Raw genomic sequence first — 23634 nt, 5'->3', positions numbered from 1 at the left:
CAGTCTGGGCCAGGTGACACCACCACACCTCACCGATCTACCGATCCGGGCGCTGACCGTGGACGATCTCCACCGCTGCGCCGACCTGTCCGAAGATCGCGGATGGCTCCGCGAGGAACACAAGTGGCGTCTGCTCCTCGCCGCCGGAAACGGCTACGGCGTCGACGCCCCGGACGGCCGGGGACTCGCGGCCGCCTGCGTCGTCACCCGCTACGGCGACACCCATGCCGGTCCGGAGCTCGCCGCGATCGGGATGGTCCTCGTGGCCGATCGCTTCGCCCGCCAAGGCCTGGGCCGCCGTCTGATGACCCACGTCTGCGATGACGTGCTCAAGGGCGTCCCCCTCACCCTGCACGCCACTCCCTACGGGCGCCCCCTCTACGAGGAACTGGGCTTCGAGACCACCGGCCGCACCGAGATGCTGACGGGCACCTTCCGGCACGAGGGCGCCCCCGGCACGTGCGGCACCTCGCGGGTCCGGCCGGCGACCGCCGAGGACCTCCCCCGCATCCTGCGTCTGGACGCCGAGGTCTTCGGCACCGACCGCACCCACATCATCACCCGGCTTCCTGCCTTCGCCGACCGGCTGGTCGTCGCCGAGGACCGCTCCGGAGACCGGGCACTCACCGGTTACGCGGCAGCCTGGCCCAATATGAACACCCAGGTCATCGGCCCGCTGATCGCCCATGACACCGCAACCGCCCAGTCACTGGTCACCGCGCTCGCGATCGGCACCGACCGGGCGCTGCGCACCGATGTCGACGTACGGCACGAGGAACTCCTCGCCTGGCTCAAGGACCGGGGCCTGGCCTCCGTGGCCTTCAACGCCGTCATGACCCGGGACATCCCCGGCCTGCCCGGAGACTGGACCCGCCGGTGGGCGCCGCTCACCGTGGCGGCCGGCTGAAAGGAGAACGCATCATGACCGACACTCCCGAGCTGACGATCCGTCCGGCCACCGAGGCCGATGTACCCGCCATCGTCGCCCTGCTGGCCGACGACCCGCTCGGCGCCACCCGCGAGTCCCCGGACGACCTCACCCCGTACCTCGCAGCCCTGAAACGCCTCACCGGCGACCCGAACCAACACCTGGTCGTCGCCGTCCGCGCCGACCGTGTCGTGGGCACCCTCCAGCTGACGATCGTCACGGGACTCTCCCGCAAGGGGGCGACCCGTTCCCTCATCGAGGGCGTCCGCGTACACGCCGACGAGCGCGGCAGCGGCCTGGGCACCCGGTTCGTCGAATGGGCCGTCGAGAAGTCCCGTGCCGAGAACTGCGCACTGGTGCAGCTGACTTCGGACGTGACCCGGACCGATGCCCACCGCTTCTACGAACGGCTCGGGTTCACCGCCTCGCACGTCGGGTTCAAGCTCCAGCTCTGATCGGACGTTCCGGCAAGCCGGGTCGCCGTGTCGGCGGCCCGGCCTACGATCGGGAGGATGAGCCTCCCTCTCGTCACCACCGCCGAGCGACGCCACCGGCTCGGCCGGCGCCACCGTCTGGCTCCCTCGGCCCGCGCCGCGACCGTCGCGGAAACGGCGGACTCCGTCGTCGCCCTGCACGCCACCGACGCCGCGACCGTCTTCCTCTCGGCCCGGGCCCGGCTCACCGAAGGCGGCCCGGACGCGATCGAGCGGGCGCTCTACGAGGACGTAAGCCTCGTGCGCCTGCTCAGCATGCGCAACACGCTCTTCGCGGTCTCCGCCGAACTCGCCCCGCACGTCGACGCCTCCACGGCCCGCGCGATCGCCGCGAAAGAGCGCCGCACCCTCCTCAAGCACCTCGACGAGGACGGTCAGGGGCTCGACGCCGCGTGGCTCGCCGGCGCGGAGGCCGCCGCGCTCGACGCCCTCGACGCCCACGGCCCCTCCACCGGCAGCCAGCTGTCCGCAGCCGTACCCGCGCTGCGCCAGAAGATCACCATCAGCCGCGGCAAGAAGTACGAGACCGAGCAGGGGGTCGCCACCCGGGTCATCCGCCTGCTCGCCGCCGACGGCCGTATCCGCCGTGCCCGACCACGCGGCTCCTGGACCTCCAGCCAGTACCGCTGGGTCCACACCGAGCCCTGGCCCGCCGCACCCGCCGCCGAGGCCCGCACCGAGATCGCCCGCCGTTGGCTGCGCGCGTACGGTCCCGCCACCGAGGCCGACCTCAAGTGGTGGACCGGGTGGACCCTCACGGACGTCCGCAAGGCCCTCGCAGCCGTGGGCCCCGACCAGGTCCGCTTGGAAGACGGCAGCACCGCCCTGGTCAGCCCCGGGGACACCGGGCCCGAACCGGCGCCGGAGCCCTGGGCCGCGCTGCTGCCCGCCCTCGACCCCACCGCCATGGGCTGGGCCGACCGGGGTTTCCACCTCGACCCCGCCCACAAGAGCGCCCTGTTCGACTACGCCGGCAACATCGGCCCCACCGTGTGGTGGAACGGCGAGATCGTCGGCGGCTGGGCGCAGCGCTCCGACGGCGAGATCGTCTGGCGGCTGCTGGGCAGCCCCGGCCGAGCCGCCGAGCAAGCGATCACCACGGAGGCCGCGCGGCTCGCCGCATGGGTGGGAGAGGCCCGGATCACCCCGCGCTTCCGTACTCCACTGGAGCGCGAACTCGTCGCCTGATCGTGCCGGGGCCGAACCCGGGCGGTCAGCCGATGCCCCGCCAGCCCTGCGGGTCCACCCCGCCGGGCACCGGGGCGTCGGCGTCGTACGGCTCCCGGGTGAACACGAAGGACGCCAGGTCGAGATGGCTCACCGAGCCGTCCGCGCGGCGCACCGCCCGCAGCGTCTCACCGGCGTAGTAGCCGAAGAGCCCGGTCCAGCTGCCGTCCGGCTCCGCCCGGAAACGGGCCGTGCGTCCGCTCCCGCCCACGGGCCCCAGTTCCAGGAGTCCGTCCGCGGTCAGGCGCACCACCTGGGCCGAAGTCCCCCAGTACCAGGGGCCGCACAGTTCGAGCGGCACGTGGTCCGACTCCAGGAACGGCCGCCACGGCCGCGGGAAGCGCGGTTCGGCGTCCGCCACGATCCCCACGAGGTCCGCGGCCACCGTCGAGGCCGGGAGGCCCGAGGTGCAGTTCGCCAGCACCACCGCCGCCACGTCGTCCGCCTCGCTCAGCCACAGCCCCGCGACGAAGCCCGGCAGCGATCCGCTGTGCCCGGCGAGCCTGCGTGCGCCGACGGCCATCAGCTGCATGCCCAGCCCGTAGCCCAGCTCGGCCAGACCGGGCTCCGGGGGCGCGGCCGCCGTGCGCATCTCCCTTACGGACTCGGCGCACAGGACGCGCTCGTCACCGCGCAGCAGGAAATCGGCGAAGCGCGCCAGGTCCCGGGTCGTGGACCACAGCCGGCCGGCCGCGGCCATCAGCCCCAGGTCCTCCAGCGGTTCGGGCATCATCACGTCCGCCCAGGGATGCACCGCCCAGCCGCCGGCGTGCGGAGCCTGCGGCCGTCCGCTCGTGCGCTCCAGCCCCAGCGGTTCCAGCACCTCGATCCGCAGCGCCTCTTCCCAGGACCTTCCGCGCACCGCCTCCACCAGCGAACCCAGCAGGGTGTAACCGGGGTTGGAGTAGTGGTGCCTGGTTCCCGGTGCCAGTTTGAAGGGCTCCTCCCCCAGCACGTCGCCGAGCTCGGGCCGCTGGTCGCCGGGGGTGCGTTCCCACCACTCGCCGGGCGTCTCCGCCGCCAACCCACCGGTGTGGGAGAGCAGTTGGGCGATGGTCACCTGGCCGGCTCCGGTCCCCGGCAGGTGCTTCTCCAGGGGATCGGCGAGGGAGATCAGACCCTCGTCCCGCAGCCGCATCACGAGAACCGCCGTGAACGTCTTGGTGATCGAGCCGATCCGGTACTGCACGTCGCCGTCCGGACCGTGTCCCTCGACGGAGGTCCGGGAGCCCTCCCAGACCACCTCCCCGCCCCGCAGGACGGCCGCCACCACGGACGGCGCCCGCCCTTCGCTCTGCGCAACGGCGATCCGGTGCCTCAGCGCGCGCCGGGTGGCAGGGAGAAGTTCCAGGTCCTCAGCAAGCTCATCCATGATCGGATGCTACGTGTTGGCCATGTCCACGAAGCGTGAGTAGTGGCCCTGGAAGGCCACCGTGATCGTGGCCGTGGGGCCGTTACGGTGCTTCGCCACGATCAGGTCCGCCTCACCCGCGCGGGGAGACTCCTTCTCGTACGCGTCCTCGCGGTGCAGCAGGATCACCATGTCCGCGTCCTGCTCGATGGAACCCGACTCACGCAGGTCGGAGACCATCGGCTTCTTGTCGGTGCGCTGTTCCGGACCACGGTTCAGCTGGGAGAGCGCGATCACGGGGACCTCCAGCTCCTTCGCCAGCAGCTTGAGGTTTCGCGACATGTCCGATACCTCCTGCTGACGGCTCTCGGGACGGCGCGAGCCGCCCGACTGCATCAGCTGGAGGTAGTCGATGACCACGAGCGAAAGGTCGTTGCGCTGCTTGAGCCGGCGGCACTTGGCCCGGATCTCCATCATCGACAGGTTGGGGGAGTCGTCGATGTAGAGCGGGGCCGCGGAGACGTCCGGCATCCGGCGGGCGAGCCGGGTCCAGTCGTCGTCCGTCATCGTGCCCGAGCGCATGTGGTGGAGCGCGACCCGCGCCTCCGCCGAGAGCAGGCGCATGGCGATCTCGTTGCGACCCATTTCGAGGGAGAAGATCACGCTGGGCAGGTTGCTCTTGATGGAGCAGGCCCGGGCGAAGTCCAGGGCGAGCGTGGACTTACCCATGGCGGGACGGGCGGCGATGACGATCATCTGGCCCGGGTGCAGGCCGTTGGTCAGCGAGTCCAAGTCCGTGAAGCCGGTGGGAACGCCGGACATCTGGCCGCTGCGGGAGCCGATCGCCTCGATCTCGTCGAGGGCGCCCTCCATGATGTCGCCGAGCGGCAGGTAGTCCTCGGAGGTCCGCTGCTCGGTGACCGCGTAGATCTCGGCCTGGGCGCTGTTGACGATCTCGTCGACGTCGCCGTCGGCCGCGTAGCCCATCTGCGTGATCTTCGTACCGGCGGCAACCAGGCGGCGCAGGACGGCCCGCTCGTGGACGATCTCCGCGTAGTACTCGGCATTCGCCGCGGTCGGCACGGACTGGACCAGGGTGTGCAGGTACGAGGCCCCGCCCACCTTGCTGATCTCGCCGCGCCGGGTCAGCTCGGCGCCGACGGTGATCGGGTCGGCCGGCTCGCCCTTGGCGTACAGGTCGAGGATGGCCTGGTAGATCGTCTCGTGCGAGGGCCGGTAGAAGTCGTGGCCCTTGAGGACCTCGACGACATCTGCGATGGCGTCCTTGGAGAGCAGCATGCCGCCGAGCACGGACTGCTCGGCGTCGAGGTCCTGGGGAGGGACGCGCTCGAAGCCGCCGCCACCGTCGGAGTCCCAGGAGCCGCCCTCGCGGCCCCGGTCGTGCTGTTCGTCCCCGCGGCCACGACCTTCGCTGTTACGGCGCGGACGGGCGGGCAGACGGTCACCCGGACCGCTGTCGGCCCAGGGGTCGTCCATGGGCTCGGGCATGCTCACCGGGCCGCCTCCTCCCGTCCGCAACGCGGACCTCGCCGTGCCATTCTTTCTACGACACGGCTCTGACATTTGGGGCACCCGAATCCGCTGTCGGCGAGTCGGGCAACGCACCACGGTAGGCCCGAGAGCGGCGTCAGCCAATCTTGTTATCCACAGGCTCTGTGGATGACATGTGGATGACGGCGCCAATGCTGTGGGTAACTCGCCGGAAGCTGTGCACGGACCGGGGGATGACGCTGTGGACAAAATCACCCGCACCACCCAGTTACCCCATCTGACCTGGGCTTTCCCCCTCCAGAGCCGGCAGTGGAGAAAATTCTTGGACACTGCCTCAAGATCGCCTCCAACGAGGTGCGGGGAACGCCCAAGTCAACGCGTTAGTAAGGATCCAAAGGTAGTTGCATCCATTACCTGTGGAAGATTAGATTGAGCGCATGACACAGGCTGTCGCAGCACCCAAGGCAGGGCCCGGACGGCACGACCGAGAGATCTTCGCACTCGCTCTCCCTGCCTTCGGCGCACTCGTCGCCGAGCCCCTCTTCGTGATGGCCGACAGCGCCATCGTGGGACACCTCGGCACCCCCCAGCTGGCCGGTCTCGGCATCGCCGCCGCGGTGCTCACCACCGCCGTGAGCGTCTTCGTCTTCCTCGCCTACGCCACCACCGCGGCCGTCTCCCGCCGCGTCGGCGCAGGAGACCTCCAGGCAGCCATCCAGCAGGGGATCGACGGCATCTGGCTCGCCCTCCTGCTGGGCGCGGCCGTCGTCGCCGTCGTGCTTCCCGCGACCCCCTCACTGGTCTCGCTCTTCGGGGCCTCCGACGCGGTCGCCCCGCACGCGATCACCTATCTGCGGATCTCCGCCCTCGGCATCCCCGCCATGCTCATGGTCCTGGCCGCCACCGGGGTCATCCGCGGCCTCCAGGACACCCGTACGCCGCTCTACGTCGCCATCGGCGGCTTCGCCCTCAACGCGGGCCTGAACGTCGCCCTGGTCTACGGTGCGGGGCTCGGCATCGCCGGCTCCGCCTGGGGCACGGTCATCGCCCAGTGCGCCATGGCCGCCGCCTACCTCGTCGTGGTCGTCCGCGGCGCGCGGCGCCACGGTGCCTCGCTGCGCCCCGACCCCGCGGGCATCCGGGCCTGCGCCCAAGCGGGCGCTCCGCTGCTGGTCCGCACCCTGTCGCTGCGCGCGATCCTGATGATCGCCACCGCCGTGGCCGCGCGGCTCGGCGACGCCGACATCGCCGCCCACCAGATCCTGCTCTCCCTGTGGAGCCTGCTCGCCTTCGCCCTGGACGCCATAGCGATCGCCGGGCAGGCGATCATCGGCCGCTACCTGGGCGCGGGCGACACCGACGGCGCCAAGGCCGTCTGCCGCCGCATGGTGCAGTGGGGGATCGCCTCGGGCGTCGTACTCGGCCTGTTGGTCGTTCTGGCCCGCCCGGTGTTCATCCCGCTGTTCACCAGTGATCCGGCCGTCGAGGCGGCCCTGCTGCCGGCCCTCCTGGTCGTGGCCCTCTCCCAGCCCGTCTCCGGCATCGTCTTCGTGCTCGACGGGGTCCTGATGGGCGCCGGAGACGGCCGCTACCTGGCCCGGGCCATGCTCCTGACGTTGGCGGCCTTCGCCCCGGCCGCACTGCTCGTGCCGATCCTCGGAGGCGGCGTCACTGCGCTCTGGTGGGCCATGACGCTGATGATGGTGGTCCGGATGATCACTCTTCGGCTGCGCGCCGGCTCGGGACGGTGGCTGATCTCGGGAGCCACCCGCTAGCAGGCAGCCGGACCCCCACGGTGTTTCACGTGAAACACCGTGGGCCGGCGCCGGCATGTTTCACGTGAAACACCGCCGAGCAACGACGAAGGGCCGCACCCCAGGGGGGTGCGGCCCTTCGAGCGCAGCCCTTAGGCGGCGACGACCTCGATGCCCACGTTCGCGGCCACGTCGGCGTGCAGACGCACGGAGACCTGGTACGAACCGAGGGTCTTGATCGGGGAGCCGAGCTCCACGCGGCGCTTGTCGACCTTCGGGCCACCCGAGGACTCGATCGCCGTGGCGATGTCGGCCGGGGTCACGGAACCGAAGAGACGACCGGCGTCACCCGCGCGGGTGGCCAGACGGACCTTCACACCCTCGAGCTTGGCCTTGACCTCGTTGGCCTGCTCGATGGTCGCGATCTCGTGGATCTTGCGGGCGCGGCGGATCTGCGCCACGTCCTTCTCGCCACCCTTGGTCCAGCGGATCGCGAAACCACGCGGGACCAGGTAGTTGCGAGCGTAACCGTCCTTGACGTCGACGACATCGCCGGCGGCACCGAGGCCAGAAACCTCGTGGGTCAGGATGATCTTCATTAGTCGGTCACCCTTTCCTTATCGCGCGGTGGACGTGTAGGGCAGCAGCGCCATCTCACGGCTGTTCTTGACGGCCGTGGCGACGTCACGCTGGTGCTGCGTGCAGTTGCCGGTAACGCGGCGGGCACGGATCTTGCCGCGGTCGGAAATGAACTTCCGCAGCATGTTCGTGTCCTTGTAGTCCACGTACGCGGTCTTGTCCTTGCAGAATGCGCAGACCTTCTTCTTAGGCTTGCGCACAGGCGGCTTCGCCATTGTGTCTCTCCTGTGTGATCAAGAAGTGGGGATGCGAGCTGCCCTAGAAGGGCGGCTCGTCCGAGTAGCCACCGCCGGAGCCGCCGGAGCTTCCGCCCCAACCGCCCCCGCCGCCGCCCTGCTGCTGCTGGCCACCGGCCGGCGCGCTGGACGCCCACGGGTCGTCGGAGGGAGCTCCGCCGCCCTGCGGCTGGCCACCGGGGGCTCCGCCCCAGTTGCCACCGCCGCCGCCCTGCTGCTGACCGCCGCCGCCGTACCCACCCTGGCCACCGCGACCCGTGGTCTTGGCGACCTTGGCCGTGGCGTTCTTCAGGCTGGGGCCGACTTCCTCGACGTCCAGCTCGTAGACCGTGCGCTTGACACCCTCACGGTCCTCGTACGACCGCTGCTTCAGCCGGCCCTGCACGATGACGCGCATGCCTCGCTGAAGGGACTCGGCGACGTTCTCCGCCGCCTGCCGCCACACCGAGCAGGTCAGGAACAGGCTCTCGCCGTCCTTCCACTCATTGGTCTGACGGTCGAAGGTGCGGGGGGTGGACGCGACACGGAACTTCGCGACCGCCGCACCCGAGGGGGTGAAGCGCAGCTCGGGGTCGTCGACGAGATTGCCGACGACCGTGATGACGGTCTCGCCTGCCATGGATGAACCTCTCGGCGGGGATTGCTGCTGGGCTGCTGTGCTACTCGATCCCGATTACCGCTGAACCGAAGTTCAGTGGGTCTCGGGGCGAAGGACCTTGGTCCGGAGAACCGACTCGTTCAGGTTCATCTGTCGGTCAAGCTCCTTGACGACCGCAGGCTCGGCCTGAAGGTCGATGACCGAGTAGATGCCCTCGGGCTTCTTCTTGATCTCGTAAGCGAGACGACGACGGCCCCAGGTGTCGACCTTCTCGACCTTTCCGTTGCCCTCACGGACGACGGAGAGGAAGTTCTCGATCAGCGGGGAGACAGCGCGCTCCTCGAGATCGGGGTCGAGGATGACCATCACTTCGTAGTGACGCATGTGGAACCCACCTCCTTTGGACTCAGCGGCCACGGTCGTTCCGTGGCAGGAGGGTCGTGATGCGTGAGCACGGCATCCGCAGAGCAGACACCGCGCAGCTGTACAGACTACCTGCTCGCGTCCTTCCGGTTGAAATCCGGCGGGAGAGGGCCACAATCTGTATCCATCGGGTGTGCTCGGTGCTATGCCCTCGGCCCCTTGCCGCAGGCAGCCCGCAGCACCGCCAGCTTCAGCCAGGAGGTGCCCTTCCGATGGCACAGGCAATGCGGCCCCCTCAGATCTCGCTGCTCTCCACCGACGGCAAGCCCCATCCGCTGCAGGACACCCTGATGGCGGTCACTCTGACCCTCGGCGCCGTGGCGTTCGTCACGGCCTTCTTCCACAACCTTCACCTGATCAGCTCGTGGGCCGGGCTGATCGGAATCCTCACCGGCGCGTACGGACAGTTCGTCTCCGTCACGACACGCGAGCGCTTCGCACTGATCATCGGCCTTGGCGCGTCTGCCATCGGCTTCTACCTCGGCATGTTCCACGGCGGCCTCTTCGGGGGCTGATCGGGCCGACCGGGTCTCCTCCGCGGCAGGGCGCCGGCCACGCGCCGGCCCGGGCCCACGGCCCGTCCCCCAGAAGGGTGGCGCCCCTGTCGCAGTAGGCTTCGCGCCATAGCAGCGAAGCCGCCGGAGGAGACGCCCCGCATGAGCCTGTCCCTGAGGACCATCAGCCGAGAGCAGCATCTGGGTTACCTCCAGAGCCTGCCCTCGGCGAGCCACTGCCAGGTCCCGGCGTGGGCCGACGTGAAGAACGAGTGGCGTTCCGAGAACCTCGGATGGTTCAACGAGTCCGACGAACTCGTCGGAGCAGCCCTCGTGCTGTACCGGCAGCTGCCCAAGGTGAAGCGGTACCTCGCGTACCTGCCCGAGGGCCCTGTCATCAACTGGTACGCCCCGAACCTCGAGGAATGGCTCCAGCCGATGCTGGCCCACCTCAAGCAGCAGGGCGCCTTCACCGTGAAGATGGGCCCGCCCGTCGTCATCCGCCGCTGGAACTCGACCGCCATCAAGGCCGGTATCCAGGACCCGAACGTGAAGCGCCTGCGCGACGTGGAGGCCTCGGTCATCGAGCCCCGCGCCTTCGAGGTGTCGGACAAGCTGCGCCGCATGGGCTGGCAGCAGGCCGAGGACGGCGGCGCCGGCTTCGGTGACGTCCAGCCGCGCTACGTCTTCCAGGTACCGCTGGCCAACCGCTCGCTGGACGACGTCCTCAAGGGCTTCAACCAGCTGTGGCGCCGCAACATCAAGAAGGCCGAGAAGGCCGGTGTCGAGGTCGTCCAGGGCGGCTACGACGACCTGCCGACCTGGCAGCACCTGTACGAGATCACGGCCGAGCGCGACAAGTTCCGCCCGCGTCCGCTCAGCTACTTCCAGCGCCAGTGGACGGCCCTCAACTCCGAGGACCCCAACCGGATGCGCCTCTACATCGCCACGCACGAGGGAGAGCCGCTGGCCGCCGCCACGATGCTCACCGTCGGCCAGCACGTCTGGTACTCGTACGGCGCCTCCGCCAACCACAAGCGCGAGGTCCGCCCCTCGAACGCGATGCAGTGGCGCATGCTGCGCGACTCGTACGCGCTCGGCGCAAGCGTGTATGACCTGCGCGGCATCTCTGACACGCTGGACGAGAACGATCACCTGTTCGGTCTGATCCAGTTCAAGGTCGGTACGGGCGGCGAGGCCGTGGAGTACGTCGGCGAGTGGGACTTCCCGCTCAACAAGATGCTGCACAAGGCCCTCGACATCTACATGTCGCGCCGCTGACCGGCTCCACCCCGCCCCACACGTACACACAGCACCGCTGCACCACGCAGCTTCTCAGGAGAGGTTCCGGACGGGCATGGCGCTCACGCTCTACGTCGACACCGCGCGCTGGCGTGCGCACCAGAAGCAGATCCAGGACCAGTTCCCCGGACTGATCCCGGTCTGCAAGGGCAACGGCTACGGCTTCGGCCACGAGCGGCTCTGCGAGGAGGCGACCCGCATGGGCGCCGACATCCTGGCCGTGGGAACGACGTACGAGGCCTCCAGCATCAAGGACTGGTTCGGCGGCGACCTGCTCGTCCTCACCCCGTTCCGGCGGGGCGAGGACCCGGTGCCGCTGCCCGACCGGGTCATCCGTTCGGTCGCGTCGCTGGACGGGGTGCGCGGTCTGGTGGGGGCCAGGGTGGTCATCGAGTGCATGAGCTCGATGCGCCGCCACGGCATCTCCGAGCAGGACCTCGGCCAGCTGCACGCCGCCATCGAGGACGTCCGGCTGGAGGGCTTCGCCCTGCACCTGCCCCTGGACCGCCCGGACGGCTCGGACGCCGTCGAGGAGGTCATCGGCTGGATGGACCGGCTGCGCGCGGCCCGGCTGCCGCTGCACACCATGTTCGTCAGCCACCTGCGGGCCGCGGAGCTCGCCCGGCTGCAGCAGCAGTTCCCGCAGACCCGCTTCCGGGCCCGGATCGGCACCCGGCTGTGGCTGGGCGACCACGAGGCCACCGAGTACCGCGGCGCGGTCCTCGACGTCACGCGCGTCGCCAAGGGCGACCGGTTCGGCTACCGGCAGCAGAAGGCGGCGTCCGACGGCTGGCTGGTCGTGGTCGCCGGCGGTACCTCGCACGGGGTGGGCCTGGAGGCTCCGAAGGCGCTCCACGGTGTGATGCCGCGTGCCAAGGGCGTCGCCCGGGCAGGTCTGGCCACGGTCAACCGGAACCTTTCGCCCTTCGTGTGGGCGGGCAAGCAGCGCTGGTTCGCGGAGCCGCCCCACATGCAGGTGTCGATCCTGTTCGTGCCCTCGGACGCGACCGAGCCCAAGGTCGGCGACGAGCTGGTGGCGCACCTGCGCCACACCACCACGCAGTTCGACCGGGTGCTTGACGCCTGAGTCCGACCGGTCAGTCCTGTGAGCTCGCGCCCCAGGCGACCCGCTGTCCATCCGAGGGCGTCGCGTACTGCGGCGCCCTCGCCGCGTCCGACAGCACGACCACGTCCTCCGCGCCGTCCAGGACGCCACCGGAGGGGTCGTCCGAACCGTCCCGGCGCACGACGTCCCGCTCGGGCATCAGGATGTCCCGGACGATGACCGCGCACAGGTACAGGGTGGTCAGCAGGTGGGCGGTGATCGCCAGCTGGTAGCCCTCCACGGGCAGGCCCTGGTGCTTGTCGGCGCTGGCCGTGTAGGCGAGGTAGAACCAGATCCCGAGGAAGTACACGACCTCGCCGGCCTGCCAGATCAGGAAGTCCCGCCAGCGCGGCCGGGCCAGTGCGGCGAGCGGGATGAGCCACAGCACGTACTGCGGCGAGTAGACCTTGTTGCACAGGATGAAGGCGGCGACGACGAGGAAGGCCAGCTGTGCGAAGCGGGGCCGGCGCGGGGCGGTCAGGGTGAGCAGTCCGACGGCCCCGCACAGCAGGAGCGTCAGCCCGGTCGCGTAGGTGTTGGCGCCCTCCAGCGAATTGCCCGTGCGCTGGGAGATCAGCAGCCACACCGAGCCGTAGTCGATGGGCCGTTCCTGGCTGAAGGTGTAGAACTTCTTCCAGCCGTCCCACGCGAAGAGCATGACCGGCAGGTTGACCACCAGCCAGGCTCCGGCCGCTCCGAGTGCGGCGGCACCAAAGGCACGCCACTTCCCGGCCCGCCAGCAGAGCACGAACAGCGCCCCGAGCAGCAGTACGGGGTAGAGCTTGGCCGCGGTGGCCAGGCCGATGAGGACGCCGCACAGGACCGTCCGGCCGCGGGACCACATGAGCATCCCGGCGGCCGTCAGGGCGATGGCCAGCAGGTCCCAGTTGATCGTCGCCGTCAGGGCGAAGGCCGGCGCCAGGGCGAAGAGCAGGCCGTCCCAGGGGCGGCGGCGGTGGGTGCGTGCGACGCACACGGCGATGACGGCCGCGCAGGCCATCAGCATGCCCGCGTTGACCATCCAGTACATCTGTTCGCGGTGCTGCATGGAGCCGCTGCCGGGGGTCAGCCAGGAGGCGATCTCCATGAAGAGCCCGGTGAGCACCGGGTACTCCAGGTACTCCATGTCGCCGGGGAGCCGGTCGAAGTAGGGCGTCAGGTTGTCGGCGAAGCCCCGTACCGCGTACAGGTGTGGGATGTCGGAGTAGCAGGCGTGGGTGTACTGCGAGCCCGCTCCCCGGAACCACGCCCAGTCGTAGCAGGGCAGCTTCTGGACCATGCCGAGCGCGAACATGCCGATGGCGATGAGCGCCACGACCCGGACCGGCCCCAGCCAGTGCCCGCCGAGCCGGGCGTAGCGGCCGAGCGGGCCGCCGATGAGCTCACTGCCGGCTGCGGCGACCTCGTCCTGCTGCGTCGGCAGTACGGGGCTGTCCTCGTGCACCTTGGTCATGGGCTCATCCTGCCGTACCGGACCGGACATGGGGGAAGGCCGTCGCACGGGGGGTGCGACGGCCTTCCTCGGGTCACGGAGCGGCGGTACGGGTCACTCGGGGGCGGAGTCGTTGACCCCGCCGGTGATGCCGCCCGGGCGACCCGGTCTGCCGGTTTGGCTCGGGGACGGTGATCCGCTGGATCCGCCGATCACCCCGGTGCTGGTGCCGGACGTGTTGCCGGAGTTGGTGCCGGTGCTGGTGCCGGTGTTGGCGCCGCCGTTGGTGGCGCCGCCGTTGGTGTTGCCGCGCGTGGTGTCCGGGTCGCAGTACAGCTTCCACGGCGGGCAGGTCGGCCGGCCGCCCTTGGACGGGGAGGGAGACGCCGGCGGGGAGCTCGGCGGCTGCGTCGACGGGGAGGGGGACGCCGGGACGACGGCCGAGGGGGTCGGGGAGGGGGCGCCGGCGGAGTCGGCGGTCACGCCGATGTCCTCGGCCTCCGGGAACTGCTTGACCGGAAGGCCCTTGAGCGCTTCGCCCATGTACTCGGTCCAGATCTCGGCCGGGATGTCGCCACCGTGGAGGGAGGGGATGTCGCCCACGCCCTTCATGGAGATCAGCTTCTTGTCCGGCGAGTTCGGGTCGGTGCGGAAGAGGACCACCGAGGTGGACAGCTCCGGGGTGTAGCCGACGAACCACGCCGACTTGTTCTCGTCCGTGGTACCGGTCTTGCCGGCAGCGGGCCGGCCCAGCTTCTGGACCTTCTTGCCGGTGCCGTTCTCGACGACGTTCTCCAGCACCTTGGTGATGTTGTCGGCCACGTCGCTGTCCATGGCCCGCTGGGCCTTGGGGGCCTCGAAGCCCGCCAGCTTCTCGCCGTCCTTCTCGACCTCGGTCACGGAGAACGGCTCGCGGTGCGTGCCGGAGGCGGCGAAGGTCGCGTACGAGTCGGCCATGCGGATGGCGCTCGGGGTGGAGGTACCGAGGGCGAAGGAGGCGTCGTTGTTCGGGTTGACCGACTCCTCCAGGATGCCCGTGGCCTTGGCCACGGCCCTGACCTTGTCGTGACCGACATCGAAGACGAGCTGGGCGAACGGGACGTTGATGGACTTCTCCATCGCCTCGTTGAGCGTCACGTACCCGAAGGAGGTGGGGCTCTCGTTCTTCTGCTTGAACGGCGCGCCCGACGCGTCGCGCAGGGGCTTGCCCTCACGGTTGTTGATCACGGTGAGGTCGTTGGCCATGTACTTGCTGTCGGCCGAGATGCCCTTGCCCTTGGAGTTCTGGGTGCCGTACTCCATCGCCGCCGCCAGCACGTACGGCTTCCAGGTCGAGCCGACCGGGACACCGCTGGAGTTCGCGTTGTTGCTGAAGTACTTGTGGTCCCAGCCCGGGCCGCCGTACAGGGCGACGAGGCCCCCGGTCTTCACGTCCACCGAGGCTGCGCCGAACTGCACGAAGGTGTCCGTCTCGGGACGGCCCTTCTCGTCGATGAACCCGTTGCGGGTGTCCTCGACCGCCTTGACCAGGGCGTCCACCCTCGGCTTCTGGAAGGTGGTCTTGATCCGGTAGCCGCCCATGGCCATCTGCTCGGGTGTGATGCCCTTGGTCTTCATCACGTAGGCCTTGGCCGTGTCGACCAGGTAGCCGATCTGGCCGGTCATGCCGCGGGCCTGCTCCGACTCGACCCGCGGGGGGAAGTCCGCGTCCGTGAACTTCGCCCGCTCGGCCTTGTCCATCCGGCCGACCTCGACCTCACGGTCCAGCACCCAGCTCCAGCGCTCCCGGGCCCGCTTCTCGTTGAGGGCGGGGGTGGCCGCGGCGCCGATGCCGCCGTCCGGGTTGTAGAGGTTGGGACCCTTCAGCACGGCGGCCAGGAAGGCGCACTCGGAGGGGTTCAGGTCCTGGCTGTCCTTGCCGAAGTAGGCACGGGCCGCGGCCTGGATGCCGTAGGCGTCCCGCCCGTAGTAGGCGGTGTTCAGGTAGCCCGCGAGGACCTTGTCCTTCTCCTCGGTGACACCCAGCCTTATCGCGATGAAGAGCTCGGTGGCCTTCCGCTTGAGCGTCTGGTCGGAGTCCAGGTAGGTGTTCTTCACGTACTGCTGGGTGATGGTCGAGCCGCCCTGGGTGGAGCCGCCCGTGGCCATGTTCCACACGGCGCGGCCGACACCCATCGGGTCCACGCCCTTGTCCGTCTCGAAGGACTCGTTCTCCGCCGAGATCACGGCGTCCCTCATCGACCGGGGGATGCTGGAGATGGGCACGATCTGCCGGTTCATCGAACCGCCCGTCGCCACCATCTGGCTGCCGTCGGCCCAGTAGAAGACGTTGTTCTGCGCCTGCGCCGCCTTGTTCGGGTCCGGCGTGCTCACCATGGCGATACCGATGCCGGTACCGGCCGTGAGGACCGCGAAGAAGCCCAGGGCCGTGCCGGCGACGAACTTCCAGGACGGCACGAAGCGCTTCCAGCCGTCTCTGTCGGACCGCGGGTAGTTGATGAGCCGCTTGTCACGCGTGGCGGCGCCGGCTCCTCTCCCGCGGCCGCTGCCTCTCTGGCCGGCCCGGCGGGCATCGGCACGGCTGCCCTGGGCGGGCTGCGGTGCGTACGGGCCGCTGTGTGACGCCGTGGAGACATCACGTCCGGCCGCGCCTCTTCCGGGGCGCGGCTGGGCGGCGCGGCGGGCTGAGGCGCGCCCACCGCCTTCGGGCTGCGGCAGTTTGCGACGGTGCTCGCTCATCGAACGACTACTCCTCGGGCAGGCGAGTGGCCTGGAAGCGGCAGATTAGTTCCGGTACCCCCCGGTGTCATGGCGCACAGACTACGCACGCTCAAAACGCGCCCAGTGCCGAAGTTCACCCCAAATCAGGCAACCTGCCTGGTGCGAATTGGTGATGTGACACCGGTCACCATGTCTCCCCTTGTCGATCAGAGCGGCCCGTTCTATCGTCTGGATGTATCGAGTCGATACATCAGCTCGACATAAAGACTCAGAGGCGGAGGAGAGGTAGGCGGATGAGCAGACGCTCAGGCATCCTCGAATTCGCCGTCCTCGGCCTGCTTCGTGAATCCCCCATGCACGGCTATGAGCTGCGCAAGCGGCTCAACACCTCGCTGGGGGTGTTCAGAGCCTTCAGCTACGGGACGCTCTACCCCTGCCTCAAGACGCTGGTCGCCAACGGCTGGTTGATCGAAGAGCCGGGCAACGCCCCGGAGGACGCTCTCGCCGCTTCACTCGCAGGGCGCCGCGCCAAGATCGTCTACCGGTTGACGGCCGCTGGTAAGGAGCATTTCGAGGAATTGCTCTCCCACACGGGCCCCGACACCTGGGAGGACGAGTCCTTCGCCGCCCGCTTCGCCTTCTTCGGCCAGACCGAACGAGACGTCCGCATGCGGGTACTGGAGGGCCGCCGCAGCCGGCTGGAGGAGCGTCTGGAAAAGATGCGTGCCTCGATCGCCCGGACGCGGGAGCGTCTCGACGACTACACGCTTGAGCTGCAGCGGCACGGCATGGAGTCCGTGGAGCGCGAAGTGCGCTGGCTGAACGAGCTCATCGAGAGTGAGCGGGCGGGACGGGATCTGAGACGAACCGGTCCGTCCGACGAAACTGAAAAATGAGGCCTGCACCTCGCAGGCCTCGTCCGAGAACAAACAGGGAGCAACCGGAATGGGTTCGGTTCGCGTAGCCATCGTCGGCGTAGGCAACTGCGCCGCCTCGCTGGTGCAGGGCGTCGAGTACTACAAGGACGCCGACCCGGCGGCCAAGGTCCCCGGTCTGATGCACGTCCAGTTCGGCGACTACCACGTGCGTGACATCGAGTTCGTCGCCGCGTTCGACGTCGACGCGAAGAAGGTCGGCCTCGACCTTTCGGACGCCATCGGCGCCAGCGAGAACAACACCATCAAGATCTGCGACGTCCCGAACGCCGGTGTGACCGTCCAGCGCGGCCACACCTACGACGGCCTGGGCAAGTACTACCGCATGACGATCGAGGAGTCCGCCGAGGCTCCGGTCGACGTGGTCCAGGTCCTCAAGGACCGCGAGGTCGACGTCCTGATCTGCTACCTGCCCGTCGGTTCCGAGGACGCGGCGAAGTTCTACGCCCAGTGCGCCATCGACGCCAAGGTCGCCTTCGTCAACGCCCTCCCGGTCTTCATCGCCGGCACCAAGGAGTGGGCGGACAAGTTCACCGAGGCCGGTGTCCCGATCGTCGGCGACGACATCAAGTCGCAGGTCGGCGCCACCATCACGCACCGCGTGATGGCGAAGCTGTTCGAGGACCGCGGTGTCCGTCTTGAGCGCACCATGCAGCTCAACGTCGGCGGCAACATGGACTTCAAGAACATGCTGGAGCGCGACCGCCTCGAGTCGAAGAAGATCTCCAAGACGCAGGCCGTCACCTCGCAGATCCCCGACCGTGAGCTGGGCGAGAAGAACGTCCACATCGGCCCGTCCGACTACGTCGCGTGGCTCGACGACCGCAAGTGGGCCTACGTCCGCCTTGAGGGTCGTGCCTTCGGCGACGTCCCGCTGAACCTCGAGTACAAGCTCGAGGTGTGGGACTCCCCGAACTCGGCCGGTGTCATCATCGACGCCCTGCGCGCCGCGAAGATCGCCAAGGACCGCGGCATCGGCGGCCCGATCCTGTCGGCGTCCAGCTACTTCATGAAGTCCCCGCCGGTGCAGTACTTCGACGACGAGGCCCTGGCCAACGTCGAGAAGTTCATCAAGGGCGAGGTCGAGCGCTAACCGAACCCAAGGGTCGTCACGACACCTGGACTTCGGCAGTTCTTCCGCGGAGGGTCCCCGGGCAATGTGCCCGGGGACCCTCCGCGTATGTGACCCTTGCCCTCATGCCTGTCGTACGTGATCTGCGCGTACTCCTGCGCCTGAGGGATTTCCGCAACCTGCTCGCCGTTCGGCTACTGTCCCAGGCCGCGGACGGCGTCTACCAGGTCGCACTCGCCACCTACGTCATCTTCTCCCCGGAGAAGCAGACCTCCCCGGCGGCCATCGCCTCCGCCATGGCGGTACTGCTGCTGCCCTATTCGGCGATCGGCCCCTTCGCCGGGGTCCTGCTCGACCGCTGGCGCCGCCGCCAGGTCTTCCTCTACGGCAATCTCCTGCGGGCCTTCCTCGCCTGCGTCACCGGGATGCTGATCGTCGCGCAGGTGCCCGACTGGCTGTTCTACGCCTCGGCCCTGTCCGTGACCGCAGTCAACCGCTTCGTGCTGTCCGGGCTCGCCGCCTCGCTGCCCCACGTCGTCGGACCCGATCAGCTCGTCACCGCGAACGCGCTCTCCCCCACCGCCGGAACCCTCGCAGCGGTGGCGGGCGGAGGGCTGGCCTTCCTCGTCCGGCTGCTGGCCTCCGACTCCAACGCCCTCGTCGTGCTCCTGGGCGCCGGGCTCTACCTGTGCGCGGCCCTCGTCGCCTTGCAACTGGCCATCGACCTCCTCGGGCCGGACCACCCCGCCGGCCGGGCCCATCCCTCGGTCGCCGAGGGAGTCGCCCTCACGGTGCGCGGGATGGCCGAGGGCCTGCGCCACCTCGCCTCCCGGCGCGGGGCGGCCCGGGCGCTCGCCGCTATGACCATGATGCGGTTCTGCTACGGAGCCCTGTTCGTGATGCTGCTCATGCTCTGCCGCTACTCCTGGTCGAACAACGAATCCGACGGGCTGGCGCTGCTGGGCATCGCGGTCGGCGCCTCCGGGGCCGGGTTCTTCGCCGCCGCCGTGGTGACCCCCTGGCTGGTGGGCCAGCTGGGCCCGCTCGGCTGGATCACCGCGTGCTCCGCGGGCGCCGCCGTCCTGGTACCGGCCCTCGGCCTGTTCTTCGCCCCGGGACCGATGCTGGCCACCGCTTTCGTACTCGGCCTCGCCACCCAAGGCGCCAAGATCGCCACCGACACCGAAGTGCAGTCCCTGGTGGACGACGACTACCGCGGCCGCGTCTTCTCCGTCTACGACGTGCTGTTCAACGTCGCGTTCGTCGGCGCCGCGGCGGTGGCCTCCCTCATGCTCCCCGCCGACGGGCGGTCCGTGGCCTTGATCCTCATCGTGTCCGCGCTCTACGCCGCGACCGCCGTGCTCCTGGCCCGCGGGGAGCGACGTTTCACGTGAAACATCAGCTCTGAAGCACGACGGGGGGCGATGTTTCACGTGAAACATCGCCCCCCGTCGTTCGTACGTCAGGCCTGTGCGGCCCACCACTCCTTCAGCGCGACGACAGCCGCGTCACGGCCCATCGGGCCGTTCTCCAGCCGCAGCTCCAGCAGGAAGGCGTAGGCCTTGCCGATCACCGGACCGGGACGCACGTCGAGCACCTGCATGATCTCGTTGCCGTCCAGGTCGGGCCGGATCGCGTCCAGCTCTTCCTGCTCCTGCAGCTGCGCGATGCGCTCCTCCAGCCCGTCGTAGGTCCGGGAGAGGGCATTGGCCTTGCGCTTGTTGCGCGTGGTGCAGTCGGACCGGGTCAGCTTGTGCAGGCGCTCCAGCAACGGACCGGCGTCGCGGACGTAGCGCCTGACGGCGGAGTCGGTCCACTCCCCGTCGCCGTAGCCGTGGAAGCGCAGGTGCAGCTCCACCAGCCGGGACACGTCCTTGATCATGTCGTTGGAGTACTTCAGGGCGGTGAGCCGCTTCTTGGTCATCTTCGCGCCCACCACCTCGTGGTGGTGGAAGGAGACCCGACCGTCGCTCTCGAACCGGCGGGTGCGGGGCTTGCCGATGTCGTGCAGCAGGGCCGCGAGCCGCAGGACGAGGTCCGGGCCGTCCTCCTCCAGCGCGATCGCCTGCTCCAGCACGATCAGCGAGTGGTCGTAGACGTCCTTGTGCCGGTGGTGCTCATCACTCTCCAGCCTCAGCGCGGGCAGCTCGGGAAGCACTCGGTCGGCCAGCCCCGTGTCCACCAGCAGCCCCAGACCCTTGCGCGGGTGGGCGGACAGGATCAGCTTGTTCAGCTCGCCCTGGACCCGCTCCGCGGAAACGATCTCGATCCGCTCGGACATCGCCTTCATGGCCGCGACGACCTCCGGGGCGACCTCGAAGTCCAGCTGGGCGGCGAACCGCGCCGCCCGCAGCATCCGCAGCGGGTCGTCGGAGAAGGACTCCTCCGGGGTTCCGGGCGTGCGCAGCACACCGGCGGCCAGGTCCTCCAGACCGCCGTGCGGGTCGATGAACTCCTGCTCGGGCAGGGCCAGGGCCATGGCGTTGACCGTGAAGTCACGCCGGACCAGGTCCTCGTCGATCGAGTCGCCGTAGGAGACCTCGGGCTTGCGCGACGTACGGTCGTAGGCCTCCGAGCGGTACGTCGTCACCTCGATCTGGAAATTCCGTACGGCGTCCCCGACACGGGCGTTCTTCTGAGCCCCGACGGTGCCGAAGGCGATACCGATGTCCCACACCGAGTCCGCCCACGGCCGGACGATCTTCAAAACGTCCTCGGGGCGGGCATCGGTGGTGAAGTCGAGATCGTTGCCGAGACGCCCCAGCAGCGCGTCGCGGACGGACCCACCGACCAGGGCGAGGCGGAAGCCCGCCTCCTGGAAACGGCGGCCGAGCTCGTCGGCGACAGGAGCGACCCGCAGCAGTTCACTGACCGCGCGGCGCTGCACCTGACTCAGGGCACTGGGGTTGTCTTCGTTGGCGTTCGGCACAACAGAAAAGGGTACGTGCCCGGCCCCCCCAGGGGCCGCCCCGTTTTGCGGCCACCCCGGTACGCGGTCCCCGGGGTCCTGAGCCGATCATGTGGAGCAAGGCGCGGCACTCGCACACAGCGGGCCTCGTTACCATGCGTGGACGCACAAAAGACGACCACTGACACTTCGAGGGACGGGCTAGCGCGTGGCCGAGGCGGCTGACAACCAGGGGGCGTCCCCCGCTCCTGCCCGGCGCCGGTGGCTGCGGCGGGCGATCGTCCTGCTCGCCGGGACGCCCGTTCTGGCCGCGCTGATCTACTCTCCCGCCCCCCGGGCCGAGGCCGCGCAGGCCTCGGCCGTGGACGTCCAGCTGACGTCCATGACCCCGTCGGCACCGGTCAAGAACGACACCCTCACGATCCGGGGCACCGTCCTCAACACCGGTGCCGAGACGATCACCGACGCACACGTCGGTCTGCGGGTCGGGCCCGCGCTCGCGGACCGCTCGTCCATCGACGATGCGGCGGAGCGCACCGGCTTCCGGGCCGGCACCGATCCGGGCGAAATCGACCCGGCCTTCGCGGTGAAGATCGCTTCCCTGCCATCGAAGATCAGCCAGGAGTTCACGCTCAGCGTCCCGGTGAACAAGCTGGAGCTGGACAAGGACGGTGTCTACCAGCTCGGCGTCTCACTGTCCGGGGTGACCGACAGCAGGCCGTCCGAGCAGGTGATGGGCATCGAGCGGACCTTCCTGCCCTGGCAGCCGGAGGCCGCCGCCAAGCGCTCCCAGCTCACCTACGCCTGGCCGCTGATCTCCACCACGCGCGTGACGGCGGAGACCGGCTCCGACGAGCTCCAGACCCCCGTCTTCCTCGACGACTCCCTGGCCGACGAGCTCAGGCCGGGCGGACGCCTGGAACAGATGGTCACTCTCGGCAAGGACCTGCCGATCACCTGGGTCATCGACCCCGACCTGCTCTACACGGTCGACGCGATGACCAAGGGCTATCGGGTCCGCAGCCCCGGCGGCAAGCCCGTCCAGGGCAAGAGCAAGGCCGTCGCCGAGCAGTGGCTGAGCTCCCTCGAAGCGGCGGTCCAGGGCAAGAAGGTCGTCGCCCTGCCGTTCGCCGACCCCGACCTCGCCTCCCTCGCCCACCACGGCAAGGACGTCTCGGGCACCCTGGGCCAGCTGCGCCCCGCCACCGACAAGGCGAAGCAGGCCGTCGAGACGGTCCTGCACGTTCCCGCGTCCACGGACTTCTCCTGGCCCGTGGACGGCGCCATCGATCCCTCGATCGTCAACGTCGCCACGTCGGCCGGCGCCCACAACGTCCTCACCCGCAGCGACAGCCTCGTGGAGAGCGGCGCCCTCGGCTACACGCCCTCGGCCGCCCGGCCCATCGGCGCCGGCACCACCGCCGTCGTGGCCGACGCCGACCTCTCCACCGCCTTCGAGGGCGACATGCTGGACGCCGGGACCTCCACGCTCGCCGTGCAGCGCTTCCTCGCCCACAGCCTCGCCCTGAACCTGCAGAAGACCGACGAGCCGCGCAGCTTCGTCGTCGCCCCGCAGCGGATGCCCAGCGTCAGCCAGGTCCAGTCGATGGCCGAGGCCGTACGCGGCCTCCAGGCGGGCCGCTGGACCCAGCCCGCGGACCTCGAGGCCGCGGCCGCCGCCAAGCCCGACCCCGGAGCGACCACCCAGGTGCCGGGCGCCGGCCAGTACCCCGAGTCCCTGCGCAAGCAGGAGCTTCCGGTGTCGGCCTTCGAGAAGATCCGCACCACGCAGAACACCCTCGACCGCTTCAAGGTGATCCTCGCCGCGCCCGACCGCGTGGAGATCCCCTTCGGCAACACGACCAACCGCGAGATGTCCACCTCCTGGCGCGGCCGTCCCGAGGAGGCCGGCCTCTACCGGGACCAGGTGCAGGACTACCTGATCGGCCTCACCGAGAAGGTCAAGGTCATCCCCAAGTCCGACGCCACCCTGTCCGGGCACAGCGCCACCATCCCGGTCAGCGTCCAGAACAGCCTGGTCCAGGACGTTCACGACCTCGTGCTGCGGGTGAAGTCCGCCAACCCGACCCGCCTGATGTTCGGCAAGAGCGGGCAGGCCGAGCAGCAGGTCACCGTCCAGGGCGACCACACCCAGACGGTCAAGTTCACCGCCAACGCCACCGCGAGCGGCCCCGTCGAGGTCACGGCCCAGCTGTTCACCAAGGACGGCGTCCCCTACGGCAAGGAACGCAAGTTCACCGTCGAGGCAACCGAGATCACGCCCACCGTGATGCTCGTCATCGCCGGCGGTGTGCTCCTCCTGGTCCTGGCAGGCATCAAGATGTACGCCAGTCGCAAGCGCGTCGCAGCACGCGCGGCCGCCGAGGAGAGCACGCAGCCGAGTGACGAGTCCCCTGACACCGGAGCGCAAAGCACCGAGGGGTCCGGCACGAGTGAGACAGTGGACCGTTGATTGACGCCGTGGCCGGTCGGCCTGGGGACG

At 69.5% G+C, this 23634-nt stretch carries 20 protein-coding genes; 11 read left to right on the top strand and 9 right to left on the bottom strand.

Features of this window, described 5'->3' with window-relative positions; translation table 11 throughout:
• The first annotated feature begins 13 nt into the window (after positions 1-13).
• From OG594_RS02025 to OG594_RS02015, 3 genes are read left to right on the top strand one after another with little or no spacing between them, the layout of a single operon-like run.
• On the top strand, positions 14-907 hold the full coding sequence (locus OG594_RS02025; RefSeq protein ID WP_266594771.1) for a GNAT family N-acetyltransferase: 894 nt from the start codon (positions 14-16) through the stop codon (positions 905-907).
• Positions 908-921: 14 nt separating this feature from the next.
• Positions 922-1383, top strand: a complete 462-nt coding sequence (locus OG594_RS02020; protein ID WP_266594770.1) for a GNAT family N-acetyltransferase — start codon at positions 922-924, stop codon at positions 1381-1383.
• Positions 1384-1440: 57 nt separating this feature from the next.
• Positions 1441-2610 carry a winged helix DNA-binding domain-containing protein gene (locus OG594_RS02015; RefSeq protein WP_266594769.1) on the top strand — a complete coding sequence of 390 codons (1170 nt, stop codon included), beginning with the start codon at positions 1441-1443 and terminating at the stop codon, positions 2608-2610.
• Between the two features lie 25 nt (positions 2611-2635).
• On the opposite strand, the gene OG594_RS02010 is transcribed toward OG594_RS02015, so the two are convergent.
• Complete coding sequence (locus tag OG594_RS02010) at positions 2636-4021, bottom strand: serine hydrolase (RefSeq protein WP_266594768.1); 1386 nt, start codon at positions 4019-4021, stop codon at positions 2636-2638.
• A gap of 9 nt (positions 4022-4030) precedes the next feature.
• The gene (dnaB, locus tag OG594_RS02005) at positions 4031-5497 is read right to left on the bottom strand and encodes a replicative DNA helicase (RefSeq protein WP_030008384.1); all 1467 of its coding nucleotides are present in this window, start codon (positions 5495-5497) and stop codon (positions 4031-4033) included.
• A gap of 452 nt (positions 5498-5949) precedes the next feature.
• Between dnaB and OG594_RS02000 the strand changes: the two genes are divergently transcribed.
• The gene (locus OG594_RS02000; protein WP_266594767.1) at positions 5950-7287 is read left to right on the top strand and encodes an MATE family efflux transporter; all 1338 of its coding nucleotides are present in this window, start codon (positions 5950-5952) and stop codon (positions 7285-7287) included.
• Between the two features lie 131 nt (positions 7288-7418).
• Here the strand turns inward: OG594_RS02000 and rplI are convergent, their stop codons facing one another.
• From rplI to rpsF, 4 genes are all read right to left on the bottom strand, one after another.
• On the bottom strand, positions 7419-7865 hold the full coding sequence (gene rplI / locus OG594_RS01995; protein WP_030008386.1) for a 50S ribosomal protein L9: 447 nt from the start codon (positions 7863-7865) through the stop codon (positions 7419-7421).
• A gap of 18 nt (positions 7866-7883) precedes the next feature.
• Positions 7884-8120, bottom strand: coding sequence for a 30S ribosomal protein S18 (rpsR, locus tag OG594_RS01990; protein ID WP_005315025.1), 237 nt, complete (start codon positions 8118-8120; stop codon positions 7884-7886).
• 43 nt (positions 8121-8163) lie between these two features.
• On the bottom strand, positions 8164-8760 hold the full coding sequence (locus tag OG594_RS01985) for a single-stranded DNA-binding protein (protein ID WP_266594766.1): 597 nt from the start codon (positions 8758-8760) through the stop codon (positions 8164-8166).
• Positions 8761-8832: 72 nt separating this feature from the next.
• A complete protein-coding gene (rpsF, locus tag OG594_RS01980; RefSeq protein WP_004950685.1) occupies positions 8833-9123 on the bottom strand; it encodes a 30S ribosomal protein S6 in 291 nt (96 codons plus the stop codon).
• Positions 9124-9374: 251 nt separating this feature from the next.
• Between rpsF and OG594_RS01975 the strand changes: the two genes are divergently transcribed.
• The 3 genes from OG594_RS01975 (at position 9375) to OG594_RS01965 (ending at position 12045) form a co-directional block, all read left to right on the top strand.
• A complete protein-coding gene (locus OG594_RS01975; protein ID WP_030008388.1) occupies positions 9375-9677 on the top strand; it encodes a hypothetical protein in 303 nt (100 codons plus the stop codon).
• Positions 9678-9818: 141 nt separating this feature from the next.
• A complete protein-coding gene (locus tag OG594_RS01970) occupies positions 9819-10937 on the top strand; it encodes a peptidoglycan bridge formation glycyltransferase FemA/FemB family protein (RefSeq protein WP_189737947.1) in 1119 nt (372 codons plus the stop codon).
• Between the two features lie 76 nt (positions 10938-11013).
• Positions 11014-12045, top strand: coding sequence for an alanine racemase (locus OG594_RS01965; RefSeq protein ID WP_030008390.1), 1032 nt, complete (start codon positions 11014-11016; stop codon positions 12043-12045).
• Between the two features lie 10 nt (positions 12046-12055).
• Here the strand turns inward: OG594_RS01965 and OG594_RS01960 are convergent, their stop codons facing one another.
• Together OG594_RS01960 and OG594_RS01955 are read right to left on the bottom strand one after the other, a co-directional pair.
• Positions 12056-13516: a glycosyltransferase family 87 protein gene (locus OG594_RS01960; RefSeq protein WP_266594765.1), complete on the bottom strand. Its 1461-nt coding sequence runs from the start codon at positions 13514-13516 to the stop codon at positions 12056-12058.
• Between the two features lie 93 nt (positions 13517-13609).
• Entirely contained in the window at positions 13610-16234 is a 2625-nt protein-coding gene (locus OG594_RS01955; RefSeq protein WP_266594764.1) for a transglycosylase domain-containing protein, read from the bottom strand.
• A gap of 275 nt (positions 16235-16509) precedes the next feature.
• Here OG594_RS01955 and OG594_RS01950 point away from each other — a divergent pair, with 275 nt between their 5' ends.
• The 3 genes from OG594_RS01950 to OG594_RS01940 all read left to right on the top strand — a co-directional run bounded on the left by OG594_RS01950 (position 16510) and on the right by OG594_RS01940 (position 19617).
• Complete coding sequence (locus OG594_RS01950) at positions 16510-17112, top strand: PadR family transcriptional regulator (protein WP_266594763.1); 603 nt, start codon at positions 16510-16512, stop codon at positions 17110-17112.
• Between the two features lie 49 nt (positions 17113-17161).
• Positions 17162-18244 (top strand): inositol-3-phosphate synthase, encoded by a 1083-nt coding sequence (locus OG594_RS01945; protein ID WP_189737960.1) that lies wholly within the window; start codon positions 17162-17164, stop codon positions 18242-18244.
• A gap of 104 nt (positions 18245-18348) precedes the next feature.
• Positions 18349-19617 (top strand): MFS transporter, encoded by a 1269-nt coding sequence (locus tag OG594_RS01940; protein ID WP_266594762.1) that lies wholly within the window; start codon positions 18349-18351, stop codon positions 19615-19617.
• 68 nt (positions 19618-19685) lie between these two features.
• Here OG594_RS01940 and OG594_RS01935 read toward each other — a convergent pair whose 3' ends face one another.
• Positions 19686-21152, bottom strand: a complete 1467-nt coding sequence (locus OG594_RS01935) for a CCA tRNA nucleotidyltransferase (RefSeq protein WP_266594761.1) — start codon at positions 21150-21152, stop codon at positions 19686-19688.
• A gap of 187 nt (positions 21153-21339) precedes the next feature.
• Here OG594_RS01935 and OG594_RS01930 point away from each other — a divergent pair, with 187 nt between their 5' ends.
• Positions 21340-23604, top strand: coding sequence for a DUF6049 family protein (locus tag OG594_RS01930; RefSeq protein ID WP_266594760.1), 2265 nt, complete (start codon positions 21340-21342; stop codon positions 23602-23604).
• Positions 23605-23634: the final 30 nt, after the last annotated feature.

Source organism: Streptomyces sp. NBC_01214, from assembly GCF_026340975.1.
GTDB lineage: Bacteria > Actinomycetota > Actinomycetes > Streptomycetales > Streptomycetaceae > Streptomyces.
Note: the sequence above shows the minus strand (reverse complement) of the source record. Positions and strands in the feature narration are given on the sequence as shown.

Bases quoted from the DNA above. Each gene is read 5' to 3' on its own strand.
- OG594_RS02020 (WP_266594770.1), top strand. From the start codon at position 922: ATGACCGACACTCCCGAGCTGACGATCCGTCCGGCCACCGAGGCCGAT.
- OG594_RS02015 (WP_266594769.1), top strand. From the start codon at position 1,441: ATGAGCCTCCCTCTCGTCACCACCGCCGAGCGACGCCACCGGCTCGGC.
- OG594_RS02010 (WP_266594768.1), bottom strand. From the start codon at position 4,021: ATGGATGAGCTTGCTGAGGACCTGGAACTTCTCCCTGCCACCCGGCGC.
- dnaB (WP_030008384.1), bottom strand. From the start codon at position 5,497: ATGGACGACCCCTGGGCCGACAGCGGTCCGGGTGACCGTCTGCCCGCC.
- OG594_RS02000 (WP_266594767.1), top strand. From the start codon at position 5,950: ATGACACAGGCTGTCGCAGCACCCAAGGCAGGGCCCGGACGGCACGAC.
- rplI (WP_030008386.1), bottom strand. From the start codon at position 7,865: ATGAAGATCATCCTGACCCACGAGGTTTCTGGCCTCGGTGCCGCCGGC.
- rpsR (WP_005315025.1), bottom strand. From the start codon at position 8,120: ATGGCGAAGCCGCCTGTGCGCAAGCCTAAGAAGAAGGTCTGCGCATTC.
- OG594_RS01985 (WP_266594766.1), bottom strand. From the start codon at position 8,760: ATGGCAGGCGAGACCGTCATCACGGTCGTCGGCAATCTCGTCGACGAC.
- rpsF (WP_004950685.1), bottom strand. From the start codon at position 9,123: ATGCGTCACTACGAAGTGATGGTCATCCTCGACCCCGATCTCGAGGAG.
- OG594_RS01975 (WP_030008388.1), top strand. From the start codon at position 9,375: ATGGCACAGGCAATGCGGCCCCCTCAGATCTCGCTGCTCTCCACCGAC.
- OG594_RS01970 (WP_189737947.1), top strand. From the start codon at position 9,819: ATGAGCCTGTCCCTGAGGACCATCAGCCGAGAGCAGCATCTGGGTTAC.
- OG594_RS01965 (WP_030008390.1), top strand. From the start codon at position 11,014: ATGGCGCTCACGCTCTACGTCGACACCGCGCGCTGGCGTGCGCACCAG.
- OG594_RS01960 (WP_266594765.1), bottom strand. From the start codon at position 13,516: ATGACCAAGGTGCACGAGGACAGCCCCGTACTGCCGACGCAGCAGGAC.
- OG594_RS01955 (WP_266594764.1), bottom strand. From the start codon at position 16,234: ATGAGCGAGCACCGTCGCAAACTGCCGCAGCCCGAAGGCGGTGGGCGC.
- OG594_RS01950 (WP_266594763.1), top strand. From the start codon at position 16,510: ATGAGCAGACGCTCAGGCATCCTCGAATTCGCCGTCCTCGGCCTGCTT.
- OG594_RS01945 (WP_189737960.1), top strand. From the start codon at position 17,162: ATGGGTTCGGTTCGCGTAGCCATCGTCGGCGTAGGCAACTGCGCCGCC.
- OG594_RS01940 (WP_266594762.1), top strand. From the start codon at position 18,349: ATGCCTGTCGTACGTGATCTGCGCGTACTCCTGCGCCTGAGGGATTTC.